We start from the raw sequence: 21,793 nt of genomic DNA, 5'->3' as shown, positions 1-21,793 counted from the left end.
AATCATGGAAAATCCGTACCAGAGTCCCGGTGCCGTGCTGGAGGTTCGCGAAAAGCGCAGCGCGTCGCTGGACGATGTCGCTTCCGGCCAGAAGCTGGTGATCTACGCCATCCTGCTGTACTTCCTCGCCGCCGCGCTGCGCGCCGCGGTTGCCCCGATCGCCTTGCTTGCCCTGCTGGTCTGCCTGGGGATGTCCTGGACCGGCATCTACAAGATCGCCCGCGGCCTGGACTACCCCGTCTGGGGGCGCATCGTGCTGCTGGTGCTGATGCTCGTCCCGCTGGTCGGCCTGCTCGTGCTGGTCATGCTGAGTTCCCGGGCCACCTCGCGGCTGCGCCAGGCCGGCTACGCGGTGGGGCTGCTCGGGGCCAGGGATTACTAGGCTGCCGGTTGGCGCGGAACCTCACGGGTTCGGCGTCACGCGTGCCAAGACGGCATGGTTCGACCTGGGCTGTCCTCCAGGCGCGCGCTGAAAGGCGCGCGCCATCGGGCAGTGACAGTCATACCGGAGCGGCTTCGGGCGACCCACTCAGTGGGAGTGATCGCTTGCACCCGGTGCGGTGGACGGTGGCGGGTCCGCCTTGATCATCTTGCCGACGGTCACCGTGCCGAACCATTGCGCGTCCCGCGCGGCAAAATAACGGTTTGGGTCCAGCAGCGACGGGTCGTACCTGCCGCATCCTTCGCGGGGAATCTCCACGCCGCCGAGGACGAGACGGTTGCCGCCGCAGCGGGTCGGATTGTCGGCGTTCAACCCCATGACCTTGACGCCGGAGTCGTGGCCCAGGTGCGATCCCGTCAGCGAGTTCCTGGCCGAGATCAGGGCCAGCTTCATCCTCGGCTTGGCCACGGCGTCGCCGAACTCGGCCATCAACGCGGCCAGCATCGTGTTCGCCTGCGTGCGTTGTGCGGGTGCCAGCGCGGCGCAGATCCGGTCGCGCGCGTTGACGTAGGAAGGGTAGCCACGCTCGGCGGCCAGCGTGATCCAGGCGCAGGCGCTGGCCCGGTCCTTCCTCACGCCCCGGCCGTTGAGATACATCATCGCGATGCTGAGCTGGGACATCTTGTCGGCGTAGCGCGAACCGATCCGGAAGTACTTCATGGCGCCCTGGTAGTCGCCCTCGAACAGGCGCCGCATGCCGGCAAACTGGCCGAAGAGATCCGGGTGTCCCTGGGTGGAGGCGTCGTCCATGGCGCGCAGGGTGCGCTCGATGTCAGGCGTCTGCCGTGGCGGTGGCGGTGGCGTCGGTGGCGGCGCGTCCGCGGGCGCGACATGGGTCGAAGCCGGCCGTGCGTTGGAGCCGTCGGCCGACTGACCCGCCAGGCAAAGGGTGGAGACGCATGCCAGCAGCAGGCATGTCGGAACGAGCAACAGTGGCTTCATCAGCAATTCCCTTGGCTGGTGGTGAACTGGATAGTGCTCCGGCATCGTAGCGTGGCGCGCCGGCAAGAGGCCACCCGATGCACTTCAATCCTCCTCCGCGCGCGGCTTCCAAGCCTCCCCCAACTGCTTCTGCACGGTGGCGGGGGCGGCTTCGTAGTGGCTCAGGTCGAGGCTGTAGCGGCCACGGCCGCCGGTCATGGATTTCAGTTCGGTGGGGTAATCGATCAGTTCGGCCAGCGGGGCCTGCGCCTTGATCACCAGCTCGCCGCCACGCTGCGCATCGGTGCCCAGGATGCGCGCGCGCTTGCCGGCGAGGCTGCCGGTGACGTCGCCGACGTGGCGCTCGGGGATCGCCACCTCGACGTTGACGATCGGCTCCAGCAGCACGGGATGCGCCTTGGCCACGGCGTCGAGGAAGGCCTTCTTGCCGGCGCTGATGAAGGCCACCTCCTTGGAGTCGACCGAGTGGTACTTGCCGTCGTAGACGGTCACGCGCAGGTCCTGCAGCGGGTAGCCGGCCACCACGCCGCGCTCCATCGCCTGGCGCACGCCTTTCTCGATCGCCGGCAGGAACTGGCCGGGGATCACGCCGCCCTTGATCGCGTCGACGAATTCGAAGCCGGCGCCGCGATCGAGCGGCTCGATGCGCAGGAACACCTCGCCGAACTGGCCGGCGCCGCCGGTCTGCTTCTTGTGCCGGTGGTGGCCTTCGGCGAGGGCGGCGATGGTTTCGCGATACGCGATGCGTGGCGGGCGCGTCTCCACTTCCACGCCGTAGCGTTCGCGCATGCGCTCGAGCATCACTTTCAGGTGCAGCTCGGAGAGCCCGCGCACCACGGTCTCGTTGAGTTCCTTGTGGTGCTCGACGCGAAAGCAGGGATCTTCCTCGGCCAGGCGCGCCAGCGCGTTGGAGAGCTTCTGCTCCTGGCCCTTGTGCCGCGGCTCCAGCGCCAGGCCGACCATCGGCGTGGGGAACCGCGGTGGCGCCAGCGCGATGCGATCGTCGTCGTGCGAATCGTGCAGCACCGCGTCATAATGGATTTCCTCGACCTTGGCCACCGCGGCGATGTCGCCGGGGATCGCCGCCTCGATCTCCACGTGGTTCTTGCCCTGCAGGCGGAACAGGTGGCCGACCTTGAACGGCTTGCGGCCGTCGTCGACCAGCAACTGGCTGTCGCGCCGCACGGTGCCCTGCCACACGCGGAACACGCCCAGCTTGCCCACGAACGGGTCGTTGATGATCTTGAACACGTCGGCGATCACCGGCGCCCGCGCATCGCCGGTCACGCGCAGCGGCATGCCGTCGCCGCGCACGAACGGGGGCGGGTTGCCCTCGGCCGGATTCGGCAGCAGTCGCGCGGCGATGTCGAGCAGTTCCTTCACCCCGGCACCGGTGCGCGCGCTGGTGAAGCAGATCGGCACCAGGTGGCCTTCGCGCAGGCATTGCTCGAAGGCGTCGTGCAATTGCTGCGCGCCCAGCGCCTGCTCGCCCTCGTCCAGGTAGCGGCCCATCAGTGCCTCGTTGACCTCCACCACCTGGTCGATGATCTGCTGGTGCGCCGCGGCCAGCGAGGAGAAATCGGTGGCGCCGTCGTCGTGGAAGAAGCAATCCAGCACGCGGTTGCCGCGTTGCGCCGGCAGGTTGACTGGCAGGCACTGGCTGCCGAATTCCTCGCGCAGCGCGTCGACCAGGGCGGCGAGGTCGGCGCCGTCGAAGTCGATCTTGTTGATCACCAGCATGCGCGCCAGGCCGCGCTCGTGGGCGTGCATCATCATGCGGCGCGTGCCGTGCTCGATGCCGTTGATCGCGTTGACCACGATCGCCACGCTCTCCACCGCAGCCAGCGCGGACAGCGTGCCGCCGCGGAAATCGGCGTAGCCGGCGGTGTCGATCAGGTTGATGCGGCAGTCGCCGTGCTCGACCTGGGCGATGCTGCTGTCGATGGAATGGGCGCGCGATTGTTCCTGCGCGTCGGTGTCCGACACGGTATTGCCGCGCTCGACGGTGCCGATGGACTGGATCGCCCCGCCGGCATGCAGCAAGGCCTCGAACAGCGTGGTCTTGCCGGCGCCGGCGTGACCGGCGAGCGCGATGTTGCGGATATGTTCCGTGACGAGTTCGGACACGATGCGACCCTCCTCATGCGGGGGCGCAGCCTCGTGGCATGAACGGCACCGCCCGAGGCCGCGCGGGGCGGCTGGAAAAGCGGGCCGTCATGGTCGTCCTGCGCGATGCGGCGGCGAGGGCGGTCATGGCGGGGGATCGGCGCGGGGCGTCGATCGGCCTAGCCTTGTGCCATGCGCAAGTGGGGTCAAGCTGCACTGCGGGGAACCGCGCGGCGCCGGCGGCTGTCTGTCCCAGGTGTCGCGCGCCCCGGCGACGCGATCGTCACGCCGGTCTAGCGGGGTTCAATCGCCTTCGGCCATGCTGCGACCGCCCACCGAATTCCACGAGGCACCGCCATCGCCGTTGCGCCGCAGCCCCAGCCAGCCACGCCCGAGCCGCCCGAACCCGAGCGGCGCGAGCTCGTGCCCGCGGCTGGCGACTGGCGTGCGCGGGCCACGCGGCAGCGGCATCGCTGGCACGAGCCGCCGGTCGAGCGGGCCACGCATCGCTGGACGCTCGCCGCGGTACTGCTGTTGCATGCGTTGTTCGCGCTGGTGGCGTGGTACGGCACGCGCCCGCCGGTACTTCACGAGGAGGCGCCACCCGAGCAGTTCCTGCAGATCCGCCTGATCGAGGACACGCCGGCAAGCCACGCGCCGCCGACGCTGGCCTTGCCGCCCGCACCGCCCGCCGCACCGCCGCCGACACGGGCACGGCCGGAGCCGCCGGCCAAGGGCGCCATGGTGGTGCAGGCCCCGCCGCTGCGGTTGTACGACGAGCATGGCCAGCCACTGCTGCCGCCGGCGCCTGTTTCCAGTGCGCCCGTGCCCGGCTACGTGCAACGCATGCCGCAGGGCGATACGCAGGTCATGCGTCACGACAGCCCGGTCAAGTACAAGCCCACCCGCTTCGCGGACGACTGGGACAAGGGCGGCAGCTCCGTCGACAGCGCGCTGCAGAAGCTGGTGGACAAGACCACGAAGAAAACGACGATCCACCTGCCCGGCGGCATCCGCATCCACTGTGCCGTGTCGCTGGCGATGCTCGCCGGTGGTTGCGGTGGCGACCCGCCGCCGCCACCGTCGGCGAAAAGCGGCGACATGCGCCTCAACATGGCGCCGGCCAGCACGCCCGACGGTCGCACGCACGGTTTCACCCCGCCCGGCGTGGAGGCCTGCATCGCGATGTATCGCGCCGGCAAGCCGCTGGCGCAAGGCTGCCCGGTGGATACGCCCGACCGCGCAGTGGACGAGGAGTTGCGCGAGCGCAAGGCCGCGCGCGGCGCCGGCCGCTGATGGCCCCCGCTACACTGGCCGCATGCCCGCGCCGTCCCCGGATTCCGTCCCACCCCGTCGTGCCGCCAACCCCGCGCGAGTCTTGCTGGACTCGCCGCTGGCGGCGGCCACGCGCGGCCGCGTCTATCATCTGCGTCGGCACGCGCCGCCGCCGTCGCGGGGTCGTCGCGCGCTGGCCTTCCTCGGCACCTTGCTGGTGCATCTGCTGTGCCTGTTCGCGTTCGTGCTCGGCCCGGCCTACGAACCCACCGTGCTGCCGGACCATTCGCGCGAACCGCTGCTGCAGGTGCGCCTGATCGAGCCACCCGAACCGCCGCCACCGCCGCCGGTGCATGGCACGCCACCGAAGCAGCGCGGGCCGCGCCAGCAGGGTCGGCAGCATCCCGCACCGCGCGTCGAACCGAGCGCCAATGCCGTCGCGCTGACGGCCGCCGCCACCCCCGCGAAGCCGGCGAAAGCCGCGCCGGTCGCCGCGCCGCAGCCGCCAGTGAGCCTGCCGGCGCCGACGCCGCTGCCGCTACCCAAACCGGCGGCACCGGCGGTGCCGGCGCCTCCCTTGGCGCTGACCCTGCCGGCGCCGGTGGCTCCCGCGCTGCCGGCGCCCCAGCCCGAGCCGCAACGTCCGCCGCAGGCCGAAGGCAATCGCCCGATCCTGCCGCCGACCGCGCTGGCCTTGCCCCAGGCGAGCGTGCCTGCGGTCGCCGCACCGCCCGCGATCACGCTGCAAGTCGCGGCGCCGACCACGCTGGCCCCGCTCAGCGAAGCGCCGGAACCCGCGCCAGCGCCACCGCAACTGCCGCGTCCGCAGCCGCAAACGCTGGTGCCCCCCACGCCGATCGCGCCGCCCGCCCCGCGCCTGGTGCCGCAGCTGACCCAACCCGCGCAACTGGCCGAAGCCGTGCCGGCCGAGGTTGTCGCGCCCCCGCGTGCGCTGGCACCGACCCAGCTGGACCTGCAGCGCTCCGCACCGGCGCCGGTGATGACGCCAGCGACCCTGCGCCCGGTGTTGCAGGCACCGACCGCCGTGGCCGCGATCACGCCTGCGCCCGCCGCCTCCGCACTGCCGCTGCCGGCCACCGCCGAGGTCAGCCGCGCGCCGGAGGCCTCGCCGCAAGGCAGCGACACCGCCACGGTCGGCGAGCCGGCCGGCGCCACCAGCGTCGCGCCGCCTTCGGCACCTGCGCCGGCGGTTCGTGCCGCCGCCAGTACCGGCAGCCAGCACGCGCCCTCGCTGGCCGCGGGCAAGCTCGGCGGCGATCGACCCGGCGCAGCGCAAGGCGGGGAGCACGGCGCGGTGGGCGACTACGTGCAGCTGAAGCCGAGCGGCGATACCGAAATCATGCGTCACCGCACGCCTGACGTCGGCTACCGGCCCACCCGCTTCGAGCAGGACTGGACGCCCGAGGACGAAAGCTCGGTCGACACCGCGCTGCGCCGCGCGGTGGAAAAGACCACGGTCAAGCACACCTTCCACCTGCCGCGTGGCGTGCGGGTGGAGTGCGCGGTGAAACCACTGCTGCCGATCGCGCTGTTCGGCTGCCGCAACCCCGACCCGCCGCCGGCACCGGTTGCCGCCAGCGCGTATGCGCCATTGCACCTGGCGCCTGCCGCCCCGCTGGCGCCGCCCGCGGCCGCCAGCACGCCGGCACCGGCGACCTCCACGCCGATGGTGAAGTTCGACAACGCCGCCGAATGCGCTGCCGCCCGCGTCGCCGGCGGCCCGTTGCCGCCGGGCTGCGCATCAGACCTGCCGCCCGCCACGCCGATTCACGCGCCCGCCGCTGCCTCCAGCTCGTGGGTGCCGGCGGCCGACCAGTTTCATTGAAGGCGGGAATGACGGGAAAGTCCTGCGCGGATCACGTGAGCGGTGCTCACTCCCCGCGCGGTTCGCGCAGCGTGTCCATCGTCAGGGTCGCCAGTTGCCGCAGGCGGGCGCCGCCGGCATCGGCGAGCAGGGTCTTCAGCCGCGCGTCGGCATCGTCCTGGTCCAGCGTCTGCCGCTCGGCCAGCGAGGCGGCCAGGGCGCGGCCCATCGAGTCGAAGATCAGCGCGTAGGCGAACGCGTGCAGCACGCCGCCGCCCAGCGTGCCCAGGCCGGGGAACGCCTTCAGTGCATTGCCGGCAACCGCCAGCACGATCGAGCTGCCGGTGCGCAGGGTCAGCCTGGCCTGGCGCACGAAATCCTCGATCTGCACGTCGCTGAGCCCGACGCCGTACAGCTCGGCCAGCGCCCGCGTGAGCCCGGTGGCGAGCACGCCCTGGATCACCAGGTCGCTGCCTGGCGCCACCGCCGCCATCGCACCGACGATCGCGCGGCGGGCGTACTGGCGCACGATGCGCTCGGCGGTTTCGGCGCGGGTCTGCGCCTCCAGCGTGCCGGTGCGCTGGTGCAGGCCGGCGAGCACGGCCTGCTCGCGACGCGGCTCCAGTCCCTCGGCACCGGGAGCGATGAGGCGGGTGAGTGCGCGCAGCAGCGGTTCGATCGCCGGCTTGCGCTGGCGTTCGACCGATTCGGTGCTGCCGTCGGCGAGCCGGCGCTGGTATCGCTCGCTGCCGCCGGCGCTGATCGCCACCACCGCGCTGGCGATGCCGCGCGATTGCGCGCGCAGCTTGTCCAGCAGTTGCGCCAGCTCCGGCTCGCCCCACTGGTCGGCCTTGTTCAGCACCAGCAGCAGCGGCTTGCCGAAATCGGCGAGCCAGCGCAGTTCGTCGACCTGGCCGCGGGTGAGGTCGCCGGCACACAGGTAGATCACCGCGTGGGCGCGCAGGGCTTCTTCGCGCGCCTCGCGTTCGCGCGCTTCGCCGCCACTCTCGCGGCTGCCGGGTACGTCGGCGAGTACCAGGTTGCGGCCGTCGGGCAAGGTGCTGTCGTAGTGACCGACCGCGCGCGTAGTGCCGCCGCGCGCCTCGCTGGCCAGTGTGGCCTGCGGCGCCAGCGCACGGATCAGGCTGGACTTGCCGGTGGAGATCTCGCCGAACAGCGCGACATACAGGCGCGCGCCGAGCCGGCGCTGGTCGAGTTCGCCCAGCTCGGTGGCGAGCGCGCCGGTGTCGGCGCCGTGTTCGCGCAACTTGTCGATGCGCTGCTCCAGGCTGGCGCGGTCGGGCACCGGCAGGGGTCGGCGCCGGCGGCGCGGACGCAGCAGCCACCACAGCACGGCCAGGCCGGCGGCGGCGAAGATCGCCAGCACCAGGCCCAGCGTCCACTGCAACGGCGCCGGCAAGGCGAGGAAGCGCTGGGCCAGCGCGAGGAAACGTTCCGCCGCGGCAAACAGCAGCCACAGCAGTGCGGCGATGGCCAGGGCGGCGAACAGCAGGCGCAGGCGTCGGGACATCCGGCGATTGTAGGGGCTCGCGCACCGGGCACGCCCATGGCCGATGGCCCTTTCGCCGCGCCACGGCATGCGCGGTACGATCCCCGCGTTGCCTTGCCCCAGGCGTGCGGCAAGCCCCTTCCCCGAGGACGATGCGACATGAGCAAGGCCGACACCACCTCCCGCTTCACGGCGAAAGTGCTGCGCCCGGCGATGCCCGACGATGCCGCATGGGCTTTCGTGCTGTTGCCGCGACCGGTGAGCGAGAAGCTGCCGCGCCGTGGGCGCACCACGGTCGACGCCAGCATCAACGGCCACCGCTTCCAGGCGACGCTGGAGCCGGATGGCCAGTTGAGCCACTGGCTGAAACTGGACAGCCGCCTGCTCAAGACCGTCCGTGCGCAAGCGGGCGACACCGTGGCGCTGGAGATCGCGCCGGTGAAGCATGAGCCCGAACCCGCGCTGCCGGCCGACCTGCGCCAGGCGCTGGACGATGCGCCCGCCGCCGCCCGCGCCGGCTGGGACGCCACCACCACGATCGCGCGCGTGGACTGGATCCACTGGATCGTCTCGGCCAAGCAGGCAAAGACCCGCACGCAGCGCGTCGCCGCCGCCTGCGACATGCTCGCCGCCGGCAAGCGGCGCGTGTGCTGTTTCGATCCGTCGGGTTTCTACAGCAAGGCGTTGGCGGCGCCCGACGCGGCGGAATGACGCACGACGCGTGAAACGCATCGCTCCGGGCCGGCGCGATGCTCGCCGCCACGGACCCGATTTGGCATGATGGGGCGGATCAGGGGAATCTGCGCATGCTTGCATCGCTCATGTTGGGTGCGGTTCTGGCGGTGGCCACGCCGGGGTCCGCGGCCGCCGGCGGTGCCAGCACGACAATGCCGGCCGCCGGCGCGAGCATGCCGGCGACGCCGCAGTTCCGTCGTTATGGCGTGGCCGACGGCGTGCCCAGTGGTTCGATCTACGCGGTGGCGCAGGATCATCGCGGCATGATGTGGTTCGGTGCCGATGGCGGCCTGGTGCGCTTCGACGGCGTCACGTTCAAGGTGTTCCGGCATGCCAGCGGCGATCCGCTGTCGCTGCCGAGCAACCAGATCTACACCCTGTTCGTGGACAAGGCGGACCGCATCTGGGCCGGCGGCGTCTCGGCGGGACTGACCGTCTACGACCAGGACGGCGGGCGCTTTCGCCACTGGGTGCACGCAGCGGACGATCCGCACAGCCTCAGCAACGACGAAGTGTGGAGCATCGCGCAGACCCCCGATGGCCAGATCTGGGTGGGCACCCAGGGCGGCCTCGACCGCATGCGCCGCGACGAGAGCGGTTTCGAACCCGTGCGGCTCGATGCCGACAGCGGGCAGGCGGCCCCGTTCGGCGCCATCCGCGCCTTGCTGGCCGACCACGAGGGGCGGTTGTGGATCGGCAGTGAGCATGGTCTCTACGTGCGCTCGACCGACGGCAAGGTGCGCCGCGTGGCGGTCGACCCCGCGTTCGGCGGCGACGTCGGCGCGGTGTGGCGCATCGAGGGCGATGGCGACGAGATCCGCGTGGCGGTCAGCGGTGGCCTGCTGGTCGTCGGTGCCGACGGCGTGGCGCGGCCGCTCGCAAATCGGCAACTGGCCAACACGCGCATCCTGAGCAGCGTGCGCGACAGCCAGGGGCGGTTGTGGCTGGGCAGCCTCGACGGCGTCTGGCTCGAATCGGAACAGGGCCCGCTGCAGCACATCACCGGCGCGCCGCTGTTGCCCGGCGGCCTGCCCAGCGATCGCCTGTGGCAGATTTTCCGCGATCGCGAAGGCGGCCTGTGGTTCACCTTCGACCAGTCCAGCATCGCGTACCTGCCGCCGAGCTGGAATGGTTTCGCGCGTTTCACGCATATCCCGGACAATGCCGACAGCCTGTCCAACACCGCCGCGCTGTCGGTGCTGACCGGGCGCGACCACGAGCTGTGGGTGGGCGGCTACAACGGCTGGGTCGACAAGCTGGATACGGCGACCGGCGAGGTCAGCCACGTGCTGCGCGGCCTGCACGGCAACCTCACCTCGCTGGCGGAGGATGCGCGCGGCCGCCTGTGGATCACCGGGCCCGGGCGCATCTACCGCTACGACCACGGCAAGCTGCTGACGCTGGGCGCCGAGCAGACGCACATGAAACGGCCGCTCGCGCTGGTCGCCGGCATGGACGGCCATATCTACGGGGCGTCGTGGGGCGAGGGCGTGTTCGCGATCGACCCCGACACGCTGGTGTCGACGCCGCTGCTGCCGGCCGATGCGCCCGACGGCGCGCGCTTCTTCGACCAGTTGCGGGCGCACGACGGGGCGGTCTGGTACGCCAGCATGGCCGGGCTGATGCGCAGCGGAGGGCCCGGACAGCCGCTGGCGTTCGTGCCGGGCGTGTCGCGGCGGGAGATCTACAGTTTCGCGTTCGATGACGACGGTTTCTGGATCGCCACCGAAACCGCGCTGGAGCATTACCGCCTGGCGGACGGGCGCGCCACGCGCGACGACAGCGTCGACATCAGCCGGATGGGGCTGATCGCGGACCTGCGCACCATGCTGGTCGACCGGCAAGGGCAACTGTGGTTGTTCAGCAGCCCGGGCCTGCGCCGCTTCAACCCGCTGACCCACACGTTTACCCAGTTCGGTGCGGCGCAGGGCCTGAGCAATGAAGAGTTCACCAACGGCTCGGCGGTGATCGCTGCCGACGGCACCATGCTTGCCGCCAGCAGCGGCGGCGTCACCGCGTTCCAGCCGGCCGAACTGGCGCGGCTGGAACGGCCCGGCCCGCTGCCGCTGTTGTCGCTCACCCAGGTCAGCGTGCGCCGCGACGGCAAGACCGTCGCGCTGTCGCCGGAGCAGCCGGTGCACCTGGGCTGGCGCGATCGCGACTTGCGCGTGGAGGCGCGCATGTCGTCCTACGTGGACCCGGCAGCGAACCGCTACTTCTTCCACATGGGCGGTTTCGACAGCGGCTGGGTGAGCACCGGCAACCAGGGCCAGCGCGAGTTCGTCGGGCTCGGCGCCGGCAGTTATACGCTGGAAGTGCACGGCCATGGTGCCGACGGCCAGTGGGGCAAGGCGCGGCCGCTGCTGGTCACGGTGCAGGCGCCGCCGTGGCTGCGCTGGTGGGCATGGCTGGGTTACCTGTTGCTGGTGGCAGCCGTGGTCGCGCTGGCGTTGCGCGGCTGGCGCCGACGGCTCGCGCAGCGCCACCAGATCCAGTTGGCCGAGCAGCAGCGGCAGATGGCCGAGGCGGCCAGCGCCGCCAAGACCCAGTTCCTGGCCACCCTGAGCCACGAGATACGCACGCCGATGACCGGCGTGATGGGCATGGCCGAATTGCTGTTGAGCACGTCGCTCGATCCGCTGCAGCATGACTACACCCGGGCGATGCAACGTTCCGGCGACATGCTGCTGAAACTGCTCAACGACGCGCTCGACCTGGCCCGCATCGAGGCCGGCCGGCTGGAGCTGGAGCCGGCGCCGTTCAGCCCGCGCCAGTTGCTGGAGGACGTGACGCAACTGGAGCAGGGCCTGGCGCACGCGCGCGGCATCCGCTTCGTGCTGGAGGTGGCCGACGATCTTCCCGCGCAGGTTGTCGGCGACGCGGTGCGGATCAAGCAGGTGCTGCTGAACCTGGCCAACAACGCGCTCAAGTTCACCGAACGCGGCCACGTGACCTTGCGCGGCGAACGCACCACCGACGGTCTGCAGTTCGGCGTCAGCGACACCGGGCCGGGCATTCCCGAGGCGAGCCAGGCGCGCTTGTTCCAGCGCTTCGAGCAGGCCGACGGCCCGCAGCGTGCGGCGGGCAGCGGCCTGGGCCTGGCGATCTGCCGCGAGCTGGTGGACATGATGGGCGGCAGCATCGAGCTGGAATCGCGCGTGGGCCACGGCAGCACCTTCCGCGTGCGCCTGCCGCTGGCCGAACCGGCCGAGCCGGCGCCACTGGCGGCACCGCTCGCCGCCGGCGGCAGCCATCACCTGCTGCTGGTGGAAGACGACACCATCGTGGCGGCGGTCATCCGCGGCCTGCTCGAACGCGAAGGCCATCACGTGGTGCACGTGATCAACGGGCTGGCCGCGCTGGCCGAGCTGGCCCACGCCAGCTTCGACGCGGTGCTGCTGGACCTGGACCTGCCCGGCGTCGACGGCTTCCAGATCGCGCGGCTGATCCGCCAGCGCGAACCCGACGCCCGCCACGTGCCGATCATCGCGGTCACCGCCCGCTCCGGCGGCCGCGACGAGGCGCGCGCCCGCGAAGCGGGCATGGACGGCTTCCTGCGCAAGCCGGTCAGCGGCGAACAACTGGCTGGTGCGCTGGCCCGGGTCATCGCCTCGGCGAGCGATGCCACGGCCTGAGCCGCGGACGGGCGCCTGTGCTCGCGCTGGCAGGAAGGCTTTGGCATCATGGCCGCTACGGGACAGGCTGCCGCCATGGCGCGTCGCTCGCATGCAACGCGGTGCTGGCCGGCATGGAAGCCCGAAGGGGACGACCTGAATGTTTTCGGCAGCCTTGCTGACCCTGGCCCTCGGGCTGGCCCTGCCCGTCGCGGGCATGCCGGCCATCCCGACGGCCGCGAGTCGGGCCGATCCGCTGCCGACGCCGCAGTTTCGCCGCTACGACACCTCGGACGGCTTGCCCAGCACCAATGTCTACGCCGTGGCGCAGGATCGCAAGGGCGCGATCTGGTTCGGCACCAAGGGTGGCCTGGCGCGTTTCGACGGCGTCGGCTTCAAGGTGTTCCGGCATGCGGAGAACGACCCGGGCTCGCTGTACGCCAACGGCATTGCCACGCTGACGGTCGATCGCCGCGGACGCCTGTGGGCCGCCGGCCTCAACGCCGGCCTGAACCGCTACGACGAGGCCAGCGGCAGCTTCCGCCACTGGGGGCACGATCAGGCCGACCCGGCCAGCCTGTCCAGCGACCGGGTCTGGGCCATCGCGCAAACACCGGACGGCAGCTTGTGGATAGGTAGCGCCGGCGGGCTCGACCGCATGCACCCGGACGAGCGCGGCTTCGAGCACGTGGTCGATCCGCAGCTTGGTGCCACGCCAGCCGCGGTCGGCACCGTTGCCGCACTGTATGTGGACGGGCGCGGCCGATTGTGGATCGGCAGCAGCCACGGCGTATTCGTGCGCGAGACGGACGGCGCGATCCGCCGCATACCGTCGGCCGAGCCGCAGCGGACCATCGACGCGTGGCGGATCGACGGCAGCGGCGACGAGGTGCGGCTTGCCGCCACCGACGGCCTGTGGATCGTCGGCGCCGACGGCGTGGCGCGCCGCTTCGGCGCCGGCGTGATTCCCGCCACCAACGTGATGAGCAGCGTGCGCGACGCTGCCGGCCGCCTGTGGGTCGGCACGCAGAAGGGCCTGTTCCTGCAGGCGCGCCCGGGCGGGCCGGTGACCGCGGTGGCCGACCAGCCGGTGCTCTACGGCAACCTGCCCGGTACCTGGGTATGGCAGCTGATGGTCGACCGCGAAGGCGGCATGTGGGCGGCGCTGTACGACGGCGGCGTGGCGTACCTGGGGCCGGGCTGGAACCGCTTCAGCCGCTTCACCCACACGCCGGACGATCCGTCCAGTCTGCGCGACGCGATCGCCACCACCATGGCGCGCGGCAAGGACGGTCGCCACGTGTGGGTGGGCCAGCGCGGCGGCCGGGTCGACCGGCTCGATCCGGTGACCGGCGCGGTCGAGCACGCGATATCGGGACTGCGCGGCGACGTGGTCGGCATGACCGAGGACGCGAGCAACCGCTTGTGGGTGGTGGTGCAGGGCGCGCTGTACCGCGACACCGACGGGCGGCTCGACCGGGTCGACCCGGCGGGCGCGATACTGCAGCGGCCGCTGGAGGTCGAGTCCGGGCCGGACGGCCAGATGTATGCGCGCACCTTCGGCCAGGGCCTGTTCCGCATCGATCCGGAGACGCTGGCGGTCCAGCCGGTGCCGATGGACGGCTCCAGCGACAAGGTGCGCTGGGGCAGCCAGATGACGCTGCACGACGGCATTTTCTGGTACGCCAGCGACGGCGGCATGATGTGGCTGGACACGACCCGGGGCCGCTTCGTGATGGTGCCTGGCGGGCCGGCAGGGCAGTCCGTCGACGCCTTCGATTTCACCGCCGACGGACTGTGGATGGCCAATGCCGACGGGCTGGTCCACTACCGCCGCGGCGGCGACGGCATCGTGGCCGATCGCCGGATCGACGCGGTGCATGGCTGGCCGTCGGTCAACGTCACCGACCTGCGCGTCGATGCGGCCGGCCGGGTCTGGGTTTTCGGCCACGACGGCCTGTGGCGGTTCGAGCCGGACACCGGCACGTTCCGTTCGTTCGGCCTGCAGGATGGCCTGACCAACGGCGAGTTCTTCCGCGGCTACGCGCGGATGCCCAGCGGCTACATCTACGCCGCCACCCTGGGCGGCGTGGTGGCGTTCAACCCGGACCGGAGCAACCGGCAGACCAGCGTGCCGCAGATGGCGCTCACCCAGGCCAGGGTGCGCCACCGCGGCGCCACCCAGGTACTGCCGATCGGCACGCAGCCGCTGCACATGGACTGGCACGACAGCCAGCTTGCGATCGAGGCGCGGGTGTTCTCCTATGTCGCGCCGGCTGCCAACCGCTACCGTTTCCGGCTGTACGGCTTCGACAGCGACTGGGTGGACACCGGCAGCCGCGGCGAGCGCGATTTCAGCGGCCTCGGCGCAGGCGACTACACGCTCGACGTGATGGCCGCGGGCGCGAATGGCCGATGGGTGCACCTGGCCACGCCGCTGCGCATCCAGGTCGAGGCGCCGCCGTGGCTGCGCTGGTGGGCGTGGGCCATCTACGTGCTGCTGGTGGCGGCGCTGGTGGCTCTGATCCTGCATGCCTGGCGCCGTCGCCTGGCGCAGCGCCACAAGATCCAGCTGGCCGAGCAGCAGCGGCAGATGGCCGAGGCGGCCAGCGCGGCGAAGACGCAGTTCCTGGCCACCCTGAGCCATGAGATACGCACGCCGATGACCGGCGTGATGGGCATGGCCGAGCTGCTGTTGAGCACGCCGCTGAACCGGCAGCAGCACGACTACACGCAGGCAATGCAACGCTCCGGCGGCATGCTGCTGAAGCTGCTCAACGACGCGCTCGACCTGGCCCGCATCGAGGCCGGCCGGCTGGAGCTGGAGCCGGCGCCGTTCAGCCCGCGCCAGTTGCTGGAGGACGTGGCGCAGCTGGAGCAGGGCCTGGCCCACGCCAAGGGCATCCGCTTCGAGCTGGCACTGGCCGACGATCTGCCGGCACAACTGCTCGGCGACGCGGTGCGGATCAAGCAGATCCTGCTGAATCTGGCCAACAATGCCTTGAAGTTCACCGAGCACGGCAGCGTCGCGCTGAGCGCGCAGCGCACCGCCGACGGTTTGCAGTTCGGCATCAGCGACACCGGGCCGGGCATTCCCGAGGCGAGCCAGGCGCGCTTGTTCCAGCGCTTCGAGCAGGCCGACGGCCCGCAGCGTGCGGCGGGCAGCGGCCTGGGCCTGGCGATCTGCCGGGAGCTGGTGGACATGATGGGCGGCAGCATCGAGCTGGAATCGCGCGTGGGCCACGGCAGCACCTTCCGCGTGCGCCTGCCGCTGGCCGAGCCGCCGGTCGAAGCGCCGACGCCGACCCGCGCCGCCCGCAGCTACCGCTTGCTGCTGGTGGAGGACGACACCATCGTGGCGGTGGTGATCCGGGGCCTGCTGGAGCGCGAGGGCCACGCGGTGGTGCACGTGGTCAACGGGCTGGCCGCACTGTCCGAACTGGCGCACGTGAGTTTCGACGCGGTGCTGCTGGACCTGGACCTGCCCGGCGTCGACGGCTTCCAGATCGCACGGCTGATCCGCCAGCGCGAACGTGACGCCCGCCACGTGCCGATCATCGCGGTCACCGCCCGCTCCGGCGGCCGCGACGAGGCGCGCGCCCGCGAAGCGGGCATGGACGGCTTCCTGCGCAAGCCGGTCAGCGGCGAGCAATTGGCGGCGGCACTGGCGCGTGCACTGGCGACGCCGGCCGAGGCGCCCCCGGCCTGACGACGAGCGGGCTCCTACTGGTCGCTCTTGTGTAGTTCGAAACCGCGCCGCTGGTACTCGCGCCAGCGTTCGCGCGAGCCGTCGCGGGCATCGGGGTCGGCGGGTACCACTTCGAGCACCCGTTCGCACGGCTGGTCGGGGCAGCGGTCGCGCAGGTTGATCAGCAGCGGGCGGTCGGGAGTGTCGACGCCGGGCGGCACGATCAGCACGGCGGTGAATTCGTCGTCGTCGTCGCCGGCCAGCTGGTGCGGGATCATCGCGTCGTCGTCGAACGCCCACAGCAGTTCGTCGATTTCGTGCGCCTGCTCGTGGTCGCGCGCCAGGATCAGCGTCGGCTGCTGCGCCGCGTAGGCCTTCTTCGCCAGCTCGCACACCAGCAGCAGCGGCTGCTCGATGAAGCGTGGCTTGTTGGCGATCAGGTAGAAGTCGGCGCGCATAAGGCAGGAGTGAGTGGAGAGGAGTGAGAAACGAGAGAAAGACAAGGGCATGATGCCTCAAACCGCCACCTCTCACTCCTCACTTCTCTTCACTCACTTCTCGCTCTGGCTCAACAGCCACTGCGCCAGCAACGCCACCGGGCGGCCGGTGGCGAGGCCCTTGCGGCCGTCTTCCCAGGCGGTGCCGGCGATGTCGAGGTGGGCCCAGCGCTGGCCGTCGGTGAAGCGCGAGAGGAAACAGCCGGCGGTGATCGCGCCGGCGGTCTTGCCGCCGATGTTGGCGACGTCGGCGAAACCCGATTCCAGTTGCACCTGGTAGTCGTCCCACAGCGGCAGGCGCCAGGCGCGATCGAGGGTTTCCTCGCCGGCGGCGAGCAGCTCGGCGGCGAGGTCGTCGTGCTTGCTCATCAGGCCGCTGGCATGCTTGCCCAGGGCGACCACGCAGGCGCCGGTGAGGGTGGCGGCGTCGACGATGGTGTGCGGCTGGTAGGTCTTCGCCGTCCAGGTCAGCGCATCGCACAGGATCAGCCGGCCTTCGGCGTCGGTATTGAGCACCTCGATGGTGAGGCCGGAGAGGCTGGTGAGCACGTCGCTGGGGCGGTAGCTGTCGCCGCCGGGCATGTTCTCCACGCTCGGCACCACGCACACGAGGTTGCGCTTCAGGCCCATCTTCACCGCGGCCACGAACGCGCCCATCACGCCGGCGGCGCCGCCCATGTCGAACTTCATGTCCTCCATGCCGGGGCCGGGCTTGAGGCTGAGGCCGCCGGAGTCGAAGGTGACGCCCTTGCCGACCAGGGCATACGGCTTGTCGTCCGGATCGCCGCCCTTGTATTCCAGAGCGATCAGCCGCGGCTTGTTGGCCGAGCCGCGCGCCACGGCGAGCAGCGAGCCGAAACCCAGCTCGGCCATCTGCGCTTCGTCCAGCACCTGGCAGTTGACCTTGTCGTGCAGGTCGGCGAAGGCCTGGGCCTGGGCAGCGATGTAGGCGGGGTTGCAGATGTTCGGCGGCAGGTTGGCCAGCTCGCGTGCGAAGCGCACGCCTTCGGCAATGGCGGTGGCCTGCTCCAGCGCGGCGTGTGCCTCGTCGCCCGCGGCGAAGGCGAGCGTGGCCAGTTCCGCCGGCTTGGCCTTGTCGCGCGGCTTGAAGGTGGCGGTGTAGCGGTAGGCGGCGAAATCGCTGGCCAGCGCCGCCACGCGCACGCGCCAGGCGGCGTCGCGGCCGGGTACGTCCACGTCGGTGAGATAGGACACCGCCGCGTTCAACGGCAACCGGCCGAGCGCACGCGCGGCTTCGATGTGGATCTTCTGGAAGCGCGCGCCGTCGAACGATTTCTGCGCACCCAGGCCGACCACCATCACGCGTTTGGCGGCGATGCCGGGCGGGGCGAACAGCACGCTGGTGCTGCCGGCCTTGCCGCTGATGTCGCCGCTTTCGAGTTGCTGGCGGATCAACCCGCCGGTGGCGCGATCCACCGCTTCGGTGGCGTTGCCCAGCACCGCCTGCTCGTACACGCCGACCACGATGCACGGGCTGTCGACGGCAGTGGCGGCAGTGTTGGTCAGGCTGAACTGGAGAGTCATCGGATGCGTTCCCGTTTGGGCCCGGTCGTGGCCGGACAGGCTAGACTTGCGGTTCGCCGCCCCTGGGAGCGTGGGCGGCAGAAATCTTCCGGGCTGCAAAAGCGGCTGCGCGGTCCGTATTTCCGCCGATTCTTGACCCATGGAACCACCATGGGCCGGCGAACCGTCGAAAACCCGTCCTCGCGCATCCACATTTTTCGCCTCGGAAGTTTCTGCCGCCCACGCTCCCGGGGTGTCACCGCACAAGCCATCAAGTTTATCGCATGCTGAGCATCCTCGACCGCTACTTCCTGCGTGAGCTGGCGCAGACCGTCGCCGCCACCGTGGTGGTCCTGCTGGTGATCGTGGCCGGCAGCGCGTTCGCCAAGGTGTTGCAGCAGGTGGCCAGCGGCAGCTTTCCGGCCAGCGTGATGTTTCAGGTGCTGGGGCTGCGCACGCTCGACGGCCTGACCAACCTGATGCCGCTGGCGAGTTTCATCGGCGTGCTGATGGGGCTGGGCCGCATGTACCGCGAGAGCGAGATGCACGTGCTGTCGTCCTCCGGCATGGGTCCGGCGGGCCTGCTGCGTCCGGTCGCGGTGCTGGCCGCGGTGCTGGTGGCGATCACCCTGGTGGTGGCGTTGTGGCTGGGTCCGTGGGCGGTACGCACCAGCGATGCGCTGGTGGCCGCGGCCAACCGTTCGGTGATCGCCGCCGGCCTCGACGCCGGGCGCTTCACCAGCCTGCCCGCCCAGGGCGGCATCATCTTCGTCGACAGCCTGAGCCGTGACGGCACGCGACTGGGCCGCACCTTCGTCGCGACCCAGCGCAACAGCAAGGAAGGCGGGGCCCACCTGAAAGTGGTCAGCGCGGCCAGCGGCCAGCTGTACCAGGAGAGCGACGGCGAGGGCCGTTTCATCGCCTTCAAGGATGGCTGGCAATACGACATCCCGCTGGGTGCCGACAATTGGCGCCAGATGCAGTACCGGCAGAACGACACGTCGCTGTCCAGCGTGCAGGCCGACGAGGATGAGGATCCCGCGCACTCCAAGACCAGCTGGGCGCTGTTCCAGTCCGACAATCCGGAGGATCGCGCCGAGTTCGCCTGGCGCAGCAATGCGGCGCCGCTGACCCTGGTGCTGGTGCTGCTGGCGTTGCCGCTGGCGCGGCAGAGTCCGCGCGAGCCGAAGTACGGCCGGCTGCTGCTGGCGATGCTGGCGTTCTATCTCTACTACCTGCTGCTGGCGCTGGGGCGCGCGCAGATCGGCAAGGATCACTGGCACAGCCAGGCGCCGCTGTGGGGCCTGCACCTGCTCGCGCTGGGGCTGGCCGGCTGGTTGCTGTGGAAACAGTATTCCCCGCGGCGCGTGCGCACGGCGGCGAGTGCCGCGTGATGGGCATGTTCAGCATCAAGCGGGTGGATCGACTGGTGGCGCTCAGCGTGCTCGGCTCGCTGCTGACGGTGTGGCTGGTGCTCACCGGCTTCGATGCGGTGACCCAGTTCCTGCGCCAGCTGGGCAACGTGGGCAAGCACGGCTACACGGTGACCGATGCGACGGTCTACGTGCTGGTGACGTTCCCGCGCCGCGCCTACGAGATGTTCGGCAACGCCGCGCTGATCGGCGGCCTGCTCGGCCTCGGCGGCCTGGCCGGCAGTGGCGAACTCACCGCCTTGCGCGCGGCCGGCCTGTCGCGATTGCGCATCGCCGGCTCGGCGGCAGGCGTGGTGGCGGTGCTGATCGTGGGGGTGGTGATCCTGGGCGAAACCGTCGCGCCGTGGGGCGACCAGCAGGCGCAGGCGATGCAGTTGCGCGTGCGCTCGGGCAACCTGGGCCTGGGCGACGGCAGCGGGTTGTGGGCGCGCGACGGCAACGACATCATCAACGCACGCGGCACCTCGCTCAAGGAGCACGACGGGGTCAGCGAGGTGCAACTGAGCGACGTGCGCGTGTTCACCTTCACGCCCGACGGTCAGCTCAAGCGCTTCCGCCTGGCGCAGAGCGCCACGCACGACGGCCACCAATGGATCCTGCACGGCGTGCGCAGCACCACGCTGGATGCGCAGGGTACGCATTCCACCACCACCGCCAACGAGTCGTGGCCGTCGAGCCTCAATCCGCAGGTGCTGGCGCAATCCGTGGTGCAACCGCAATACCTGTCGATGCGCGACCTGCGCCGCAACATGAGTTACCTGGAGAGCAACGGCGAGAGCCCGGGCAGCTACGCGGTGGCGTTCTGGGGCCGCGCGCTGTATCCGCTCAACGTGCTGGTGCTGGTGCTGTGCGCGATGCCGTTCGCGTTCGGCACGCTGCGTTCCGGCGGCCTGGGCAAGCGCTTGTTCATCGGCATGTTGCTGGCGATCGGCTGGTATTTCATGCAGCAGGCGATGGTGAATTTCGGCACCGTCTACGGCCTGCCGCCATTCCTCGCCAACCTGCTGCCGGCGATGCTGTTGGCGTGCATTGCCTGGCTGTATTTCAGGCGCAGGGTGTGAGGGGCCGGGATCCGGTTCTTCGACAAGTTCGGGACGGTACATTCGGGATTCGGGATTCGGGAGAGCGGCTGTGATGCTTCGGGGTGAGGAATGAAAGACGTTGATCTTCGCAGCGATACGGTGACGCGGCCGACGGCGGCGATGCGCGAGGCGATGCTGGCGGCGGCGGTGGGTGACGACGTCTATGGCGAGGACCCGATGGTCAACGCGCTGCAGCAGCGGCTGGCCGACGACCTCGGCTTCGATGCCGGACTGTTCGTGCCCAGCGGCACCCAGTCCAACCTGCTGGCCTTGCTGGCGCACTGCGAGCGCGGCGACGAGTACCTGGTCGGCATGGATGCGCACACCTACAAGTTCGAGGGCGGCGGCGCGGCGGTGCTGGGCTCGATCCAGCCGCAGCCGATCGTGCAGGACGAGGACGGCAGCCTGCCGCTGGCGCGGATCGAGGCGGCGATCAAGCCGGTCGACCCGCACTTCGCACGCACCCGCCTGCTGGCGCTGGAGAACACCTGGCATGGCCGGCCGCTGCCGCTGGATTACCTGCGCGCCGCGCACGACACGGCGCGCGCGCACGGGCTCGGCCTGCACCTGGACGGCGCGCGGCTGTTCAACGCCGCGGTGGCCTGCGGCGTGCCGGCGCGCGATCTCGCGCGGCATTTCGACACCGTCTCGATCTGCCTGTCCAAGGGTCTGGGCGCGCCGGTGGGCTCGGTGCTGCTCGGCTCGCATGCGCTGATCGACAAGGCGCGCCGCTGGCGCAAGGTCTGTGGCGGCGGCTGGCGCCAGGCGGGCATGCTGGCCGCGGCGGGGATGCACGCGCTGGATCATCACGTGGCGCGGCTGGCCGACGACCACCGGCGCGCGGCCTACCTCGCCGGTCGCCTGCGCGAGATCGCCGGCATCGACTTGCTCGGTCAGCACACCAACATGGTCTTCGTCGACGTGCCGGCCACGCGCCTGCGCGAACTGGACGTCCATCTGCGCGAGGCCGGCATCCGCATCAGCATCGGCTACCTGCCGACCTTGCGGCTGGTGACGCATCTGGACGTCGACGACGACGGCATCGAGCGCACGGCGGCGGCGTTTGCGGCATTCTTCAAATCACATTGAACGCCAGCGGTCCGCGCGCAACCACGACAAG

14 protein-coding genes are annotated in these 21,793 nt (G+C 70.8%); 9 read left to right on the top strand and 5 right to left on the bottom strand.

The genetic code is table 11. From position 1 onward, the window contains the following. Positions 1–4: 4 nt before the first annotated feature. The gene (locus ACFCQI_RS03355) at positions 5–382 is read left to right on the top strand and encodes a hypothetical protein (protein ID WP_395119968.1); all 378 of its coding nucleotides are present in this window, start codon (positions 5–7) and stop codon (positions 380–382) included. Between the two features lie 147 nt (positions 383–529). Here the strand turns inward: ACFCQI_RS03355 and ACFCQI_RS03350 are convergent, their stop codons facing one another. Then, positions 530–1,450, bottom strand: coding sequence for a tetratricopeptide repeat protein (locus ACFCQI_RS03350; protein ID WP_395119967.1), 921 nt, complete (start codon positions 1,448–1,450; stop codon positions 530–532). Between the two features lie 18 nt (positions 1,451–1,468). Beyond that, on the bottom strand, positions 1,469–3,511 hold the full coding sequence (gene fusA / locus ACFCQI_RS03345) for an elongation factor G (RefSeq protein ID WP_395119966.1): 2,043 nt from the start codon (positions 3,509–3,511) through the stop codon (positions 1,469–1,471). Between the two features lie 402 nt (positions 3,512–3,913). On the opposite strand from fusA, the gene ACFCQI_RS03340 reads away from it, so the two are divergent. Both ACFCQI_RS03340 and ACFCQI_RS03335 read left to right on the top strand, forming a co-directional pair. Next, positions 3,914–4,786, top strand: coding sequence for a hypothetical protein (locus ACFCQI_RS03340; protein ID WP_395119965.1), 873 nt, complete (start codon positions 3,914–3,916; stop codon positions 4,784–4,786). A gap of 82 nt (positions 4,787–4,868) precedes the next feature. Beyond that, positions 4,869–6,611: a hypothetical protein gene (locus ACFCQI_RS03335; protein WP_395119964.1), complete on the top strand. Its 1,743-nt coding sequence runs from the start codon at positions 4,869–4,871 to the stop codon at positions 6,609–6,611. Positions 6,612–6,657: 46 nt separating this feature from the next. On the opposite strand, the gene ACFCQI_RS03330 is transcribed toward ACFCQI_RS03335, so the two are convergent. After that, positions 6,658–8,121 (bottom strand): GTPase, encoded by a 1,464-nt coding sequence (locus ACFCQI_RS03330; RefSeq protein WP_395119963.1) that lies wholly within the window; start codon positions 8,119–8,121, stop codon positions 6,658–6,660. Positions 8,122–8,259: 138 nt separating this feature from the next. Here ACFCQI_RS03330 and ACFCQI_RS03325 point away from each other — a divergent pair, with 138 nt between their 5' ends. From ACFCQI_RS03325 to ACFCQI_RS03315, 3 genes are all read left to right on the top strand, one after another. Then, positions 8,260–8,811, top strand: a complete 552-nt coding sequence (locus ACFCQI_RS03325) for a YdeI/OmpD-associated family protein (RefSeq protein WP_395119962.1) — start codon at positions 8,260–8,262, stop codon at positions 8,809–8,811. 95 nt (positions 8,812–8,906) lie between these two features. Next, positions 8,907–12,470: a two-component regulator propeller domain-containing protein gene (locus tag ACFCQI_RS03320; RefSeq protein ID WP_395119961.1), complete on the top strand. Its 3,564-nt coding sequence runs from the start codon at positions 8,907–8,909 to the stop codon at positions 12,468–12,470. A gap of 139 nt (positions 12,471–12,609) precedes the next feature. Beyond that, positions 12,610–16,158: an ATP-binding protein gene (locus tag ACFCQI_RS03315; protein ID WP_395119960.1), complete on the top strand. Its 3,549-nt coding sequence runs from the start codon at positions 12,610–12,612 to the stop codon at positions 16,156–16,158. 14 nt (positions 16,159–16,172) lie between these two features. Here the strand turns inward: ACFCQI_RS03315 and ACFCQI_RS03310 are convergent, their stop codons facing one another. Together ACFCQI_RS03310 and ACFCQI_RS03305 are read right to left on the bottom strand one after the other, a co-directional pair. Next, entirely contained in the window at positions 16,173–16,595 is a 423-nt protein-coding gene (locus tag ACFCQI_RS03310; RefSeq protein ID WP_395119959.1) for a DNA polymerase III subunit chi, read from the bottom strand. Positions 16,596–16,688: 93 nt separating this feature from the next. Continuing rightward, on the bottom strand, positions 16,689–18,179 hold the full coding sequence (locus tag ACFCQI_RS03305) for a leucyl aminopeptidase (RefSeq protein ID WP_395119958.1): 1,491 nt from the start codon (positions 18,177–18,179) through the stop codon (positions 16,689–16,691). Between the two features lie 263 nt (positions 18,180–18,442). On the opposite strand from ACFCQI_RS03305, the gene lptF reads away from it, so the two are divergent. From lptF to ltaE, 3 genes are all read left to right on the top strand, one after another. Continuing rightward, entirely contained in the window at positions 18,443–19,552 is a 1,110-nt protein-coding gene (lptF, locus tag ACFCQI_RS03300; RefSeq protein WP_395119957.1) for an LPS export ABC transporter permease LptF, read from the top strand. Then, positions 19,552–20,652, top strand: a complete 1,101-nt coding sequence (lptG, locus tag ACFCQI_RS03295; RefSeq protein ID WP_395119956.1) for an LPS export ABC transporter permease LptG — start codon at positions 19,552–19,554, stop codon at positions 20,650–20,652. The genes lptF and lptG overlap by 1 nt, the downstream gene beginning before the upstream one ends. 90 nt (positions 20,653–20,742) lie before the next feature. Further along, on the top strand, positions 20,743–21,762 hold the full coding sequence (gene ltaE, locus ACFCQI_RS03290) for a low-specificity L-threonine aldolase (RefSeq protein WP_395119955.1): 1,020 nt from the start codon (positions 20,743–20,745) through the stop codon (positions 21,760–21,762). Positions 21,763–21,793: the final 31 nt, after the last annotated feature.

The organism is Rhodanobacter sp. FW102-FHT14D06 (assembly GCF_043950705.1).
Lineage (GTDB): Bacteria > Pseudomonadota > Gammaproteobacteria > Xanthomonadales > Rhodanobacteraceae > Rhodanobacter.
Note: the sequence above shows the minus strand (reverse complement) of the source record. Positions and strands in the feature narration are given on the sequence as shown.

Excerpts from the sequence above, each read along its gene's own strand:
- ACFCQI_RS03330 (WP_395119963.1), bottom strand. The coding sequence starts at position 8,121 with ATGTCCCGACGCCTGCGCCTGCTGTTCGCCGCCCTGGCCATCGCCGCA.
- ACFCQI_RS03305 (WP_395119958.1), bottom strand. The coding sequence starts at position 18,179 with ATGACTCTCCAGTTCAGCCTGACCAACACTGCCGCCACTGCCGTCGAC.
- ACFCQI_RS03320 (WP_395119961.1), top strand. The coding sequence starts at position 8,907 with ATGCTTGCATCGCTCATGTTGGGTGCGGTTCTGGCGGTGGCCACGCCG.
- lptG (WP_395119956.1), top strand. The coding sequence starts at position 19,552 with ATGGGCATGTTCAGCATCAAGCGGGTGGATCGACTGGTGGCGCTCAGC.
- ACFCQI_RS03315 (WP_395119960.1), top strand. The coding sequence starts at position 12,610 with ATGTTTTCGGCAGCCTTGCTGACCCTGGCCCTCGGGCTGGCCCTGCCC.
- ACFCQI_RS03310 (WP_395119959.1), bottom strand. The coding sequence starts at position 16,595 with ATGCGCGCCGACTTCTACCTGATCGCCAACAAGCCACGCTTCATCGAG.
- ACFCQI_RS03325 (WP_395119962.1), top strand. The coding sequence starts at position 8,260 with ATGAGCAAGGCCGACACCACCTCCCGCTTCACGGCGAAAGTGCTGCGC.
- lptF (WP_395119957.1), top strand. The coding sequence starts at position 18,443 with ATGCTGAGCATCCTCGACCGCTACTTCCTGCGTGAGCTGGCGCAGACC.
- ACFCQI_RS03355 (WP_395119968.1), top strand. The coding sequence starts at position 5 with ATGGAAAATCCGTACCAGAGTCCCGGTGCCGTGCTGGAGGTTCGCGAA.
- ltaE (WP_395119955.1), top strand. The coding sequence starts at position 20,743 with ATGAAAGACGTTGATCTTCGCAGCGATACGGTGACGCGGCCGACGGCG.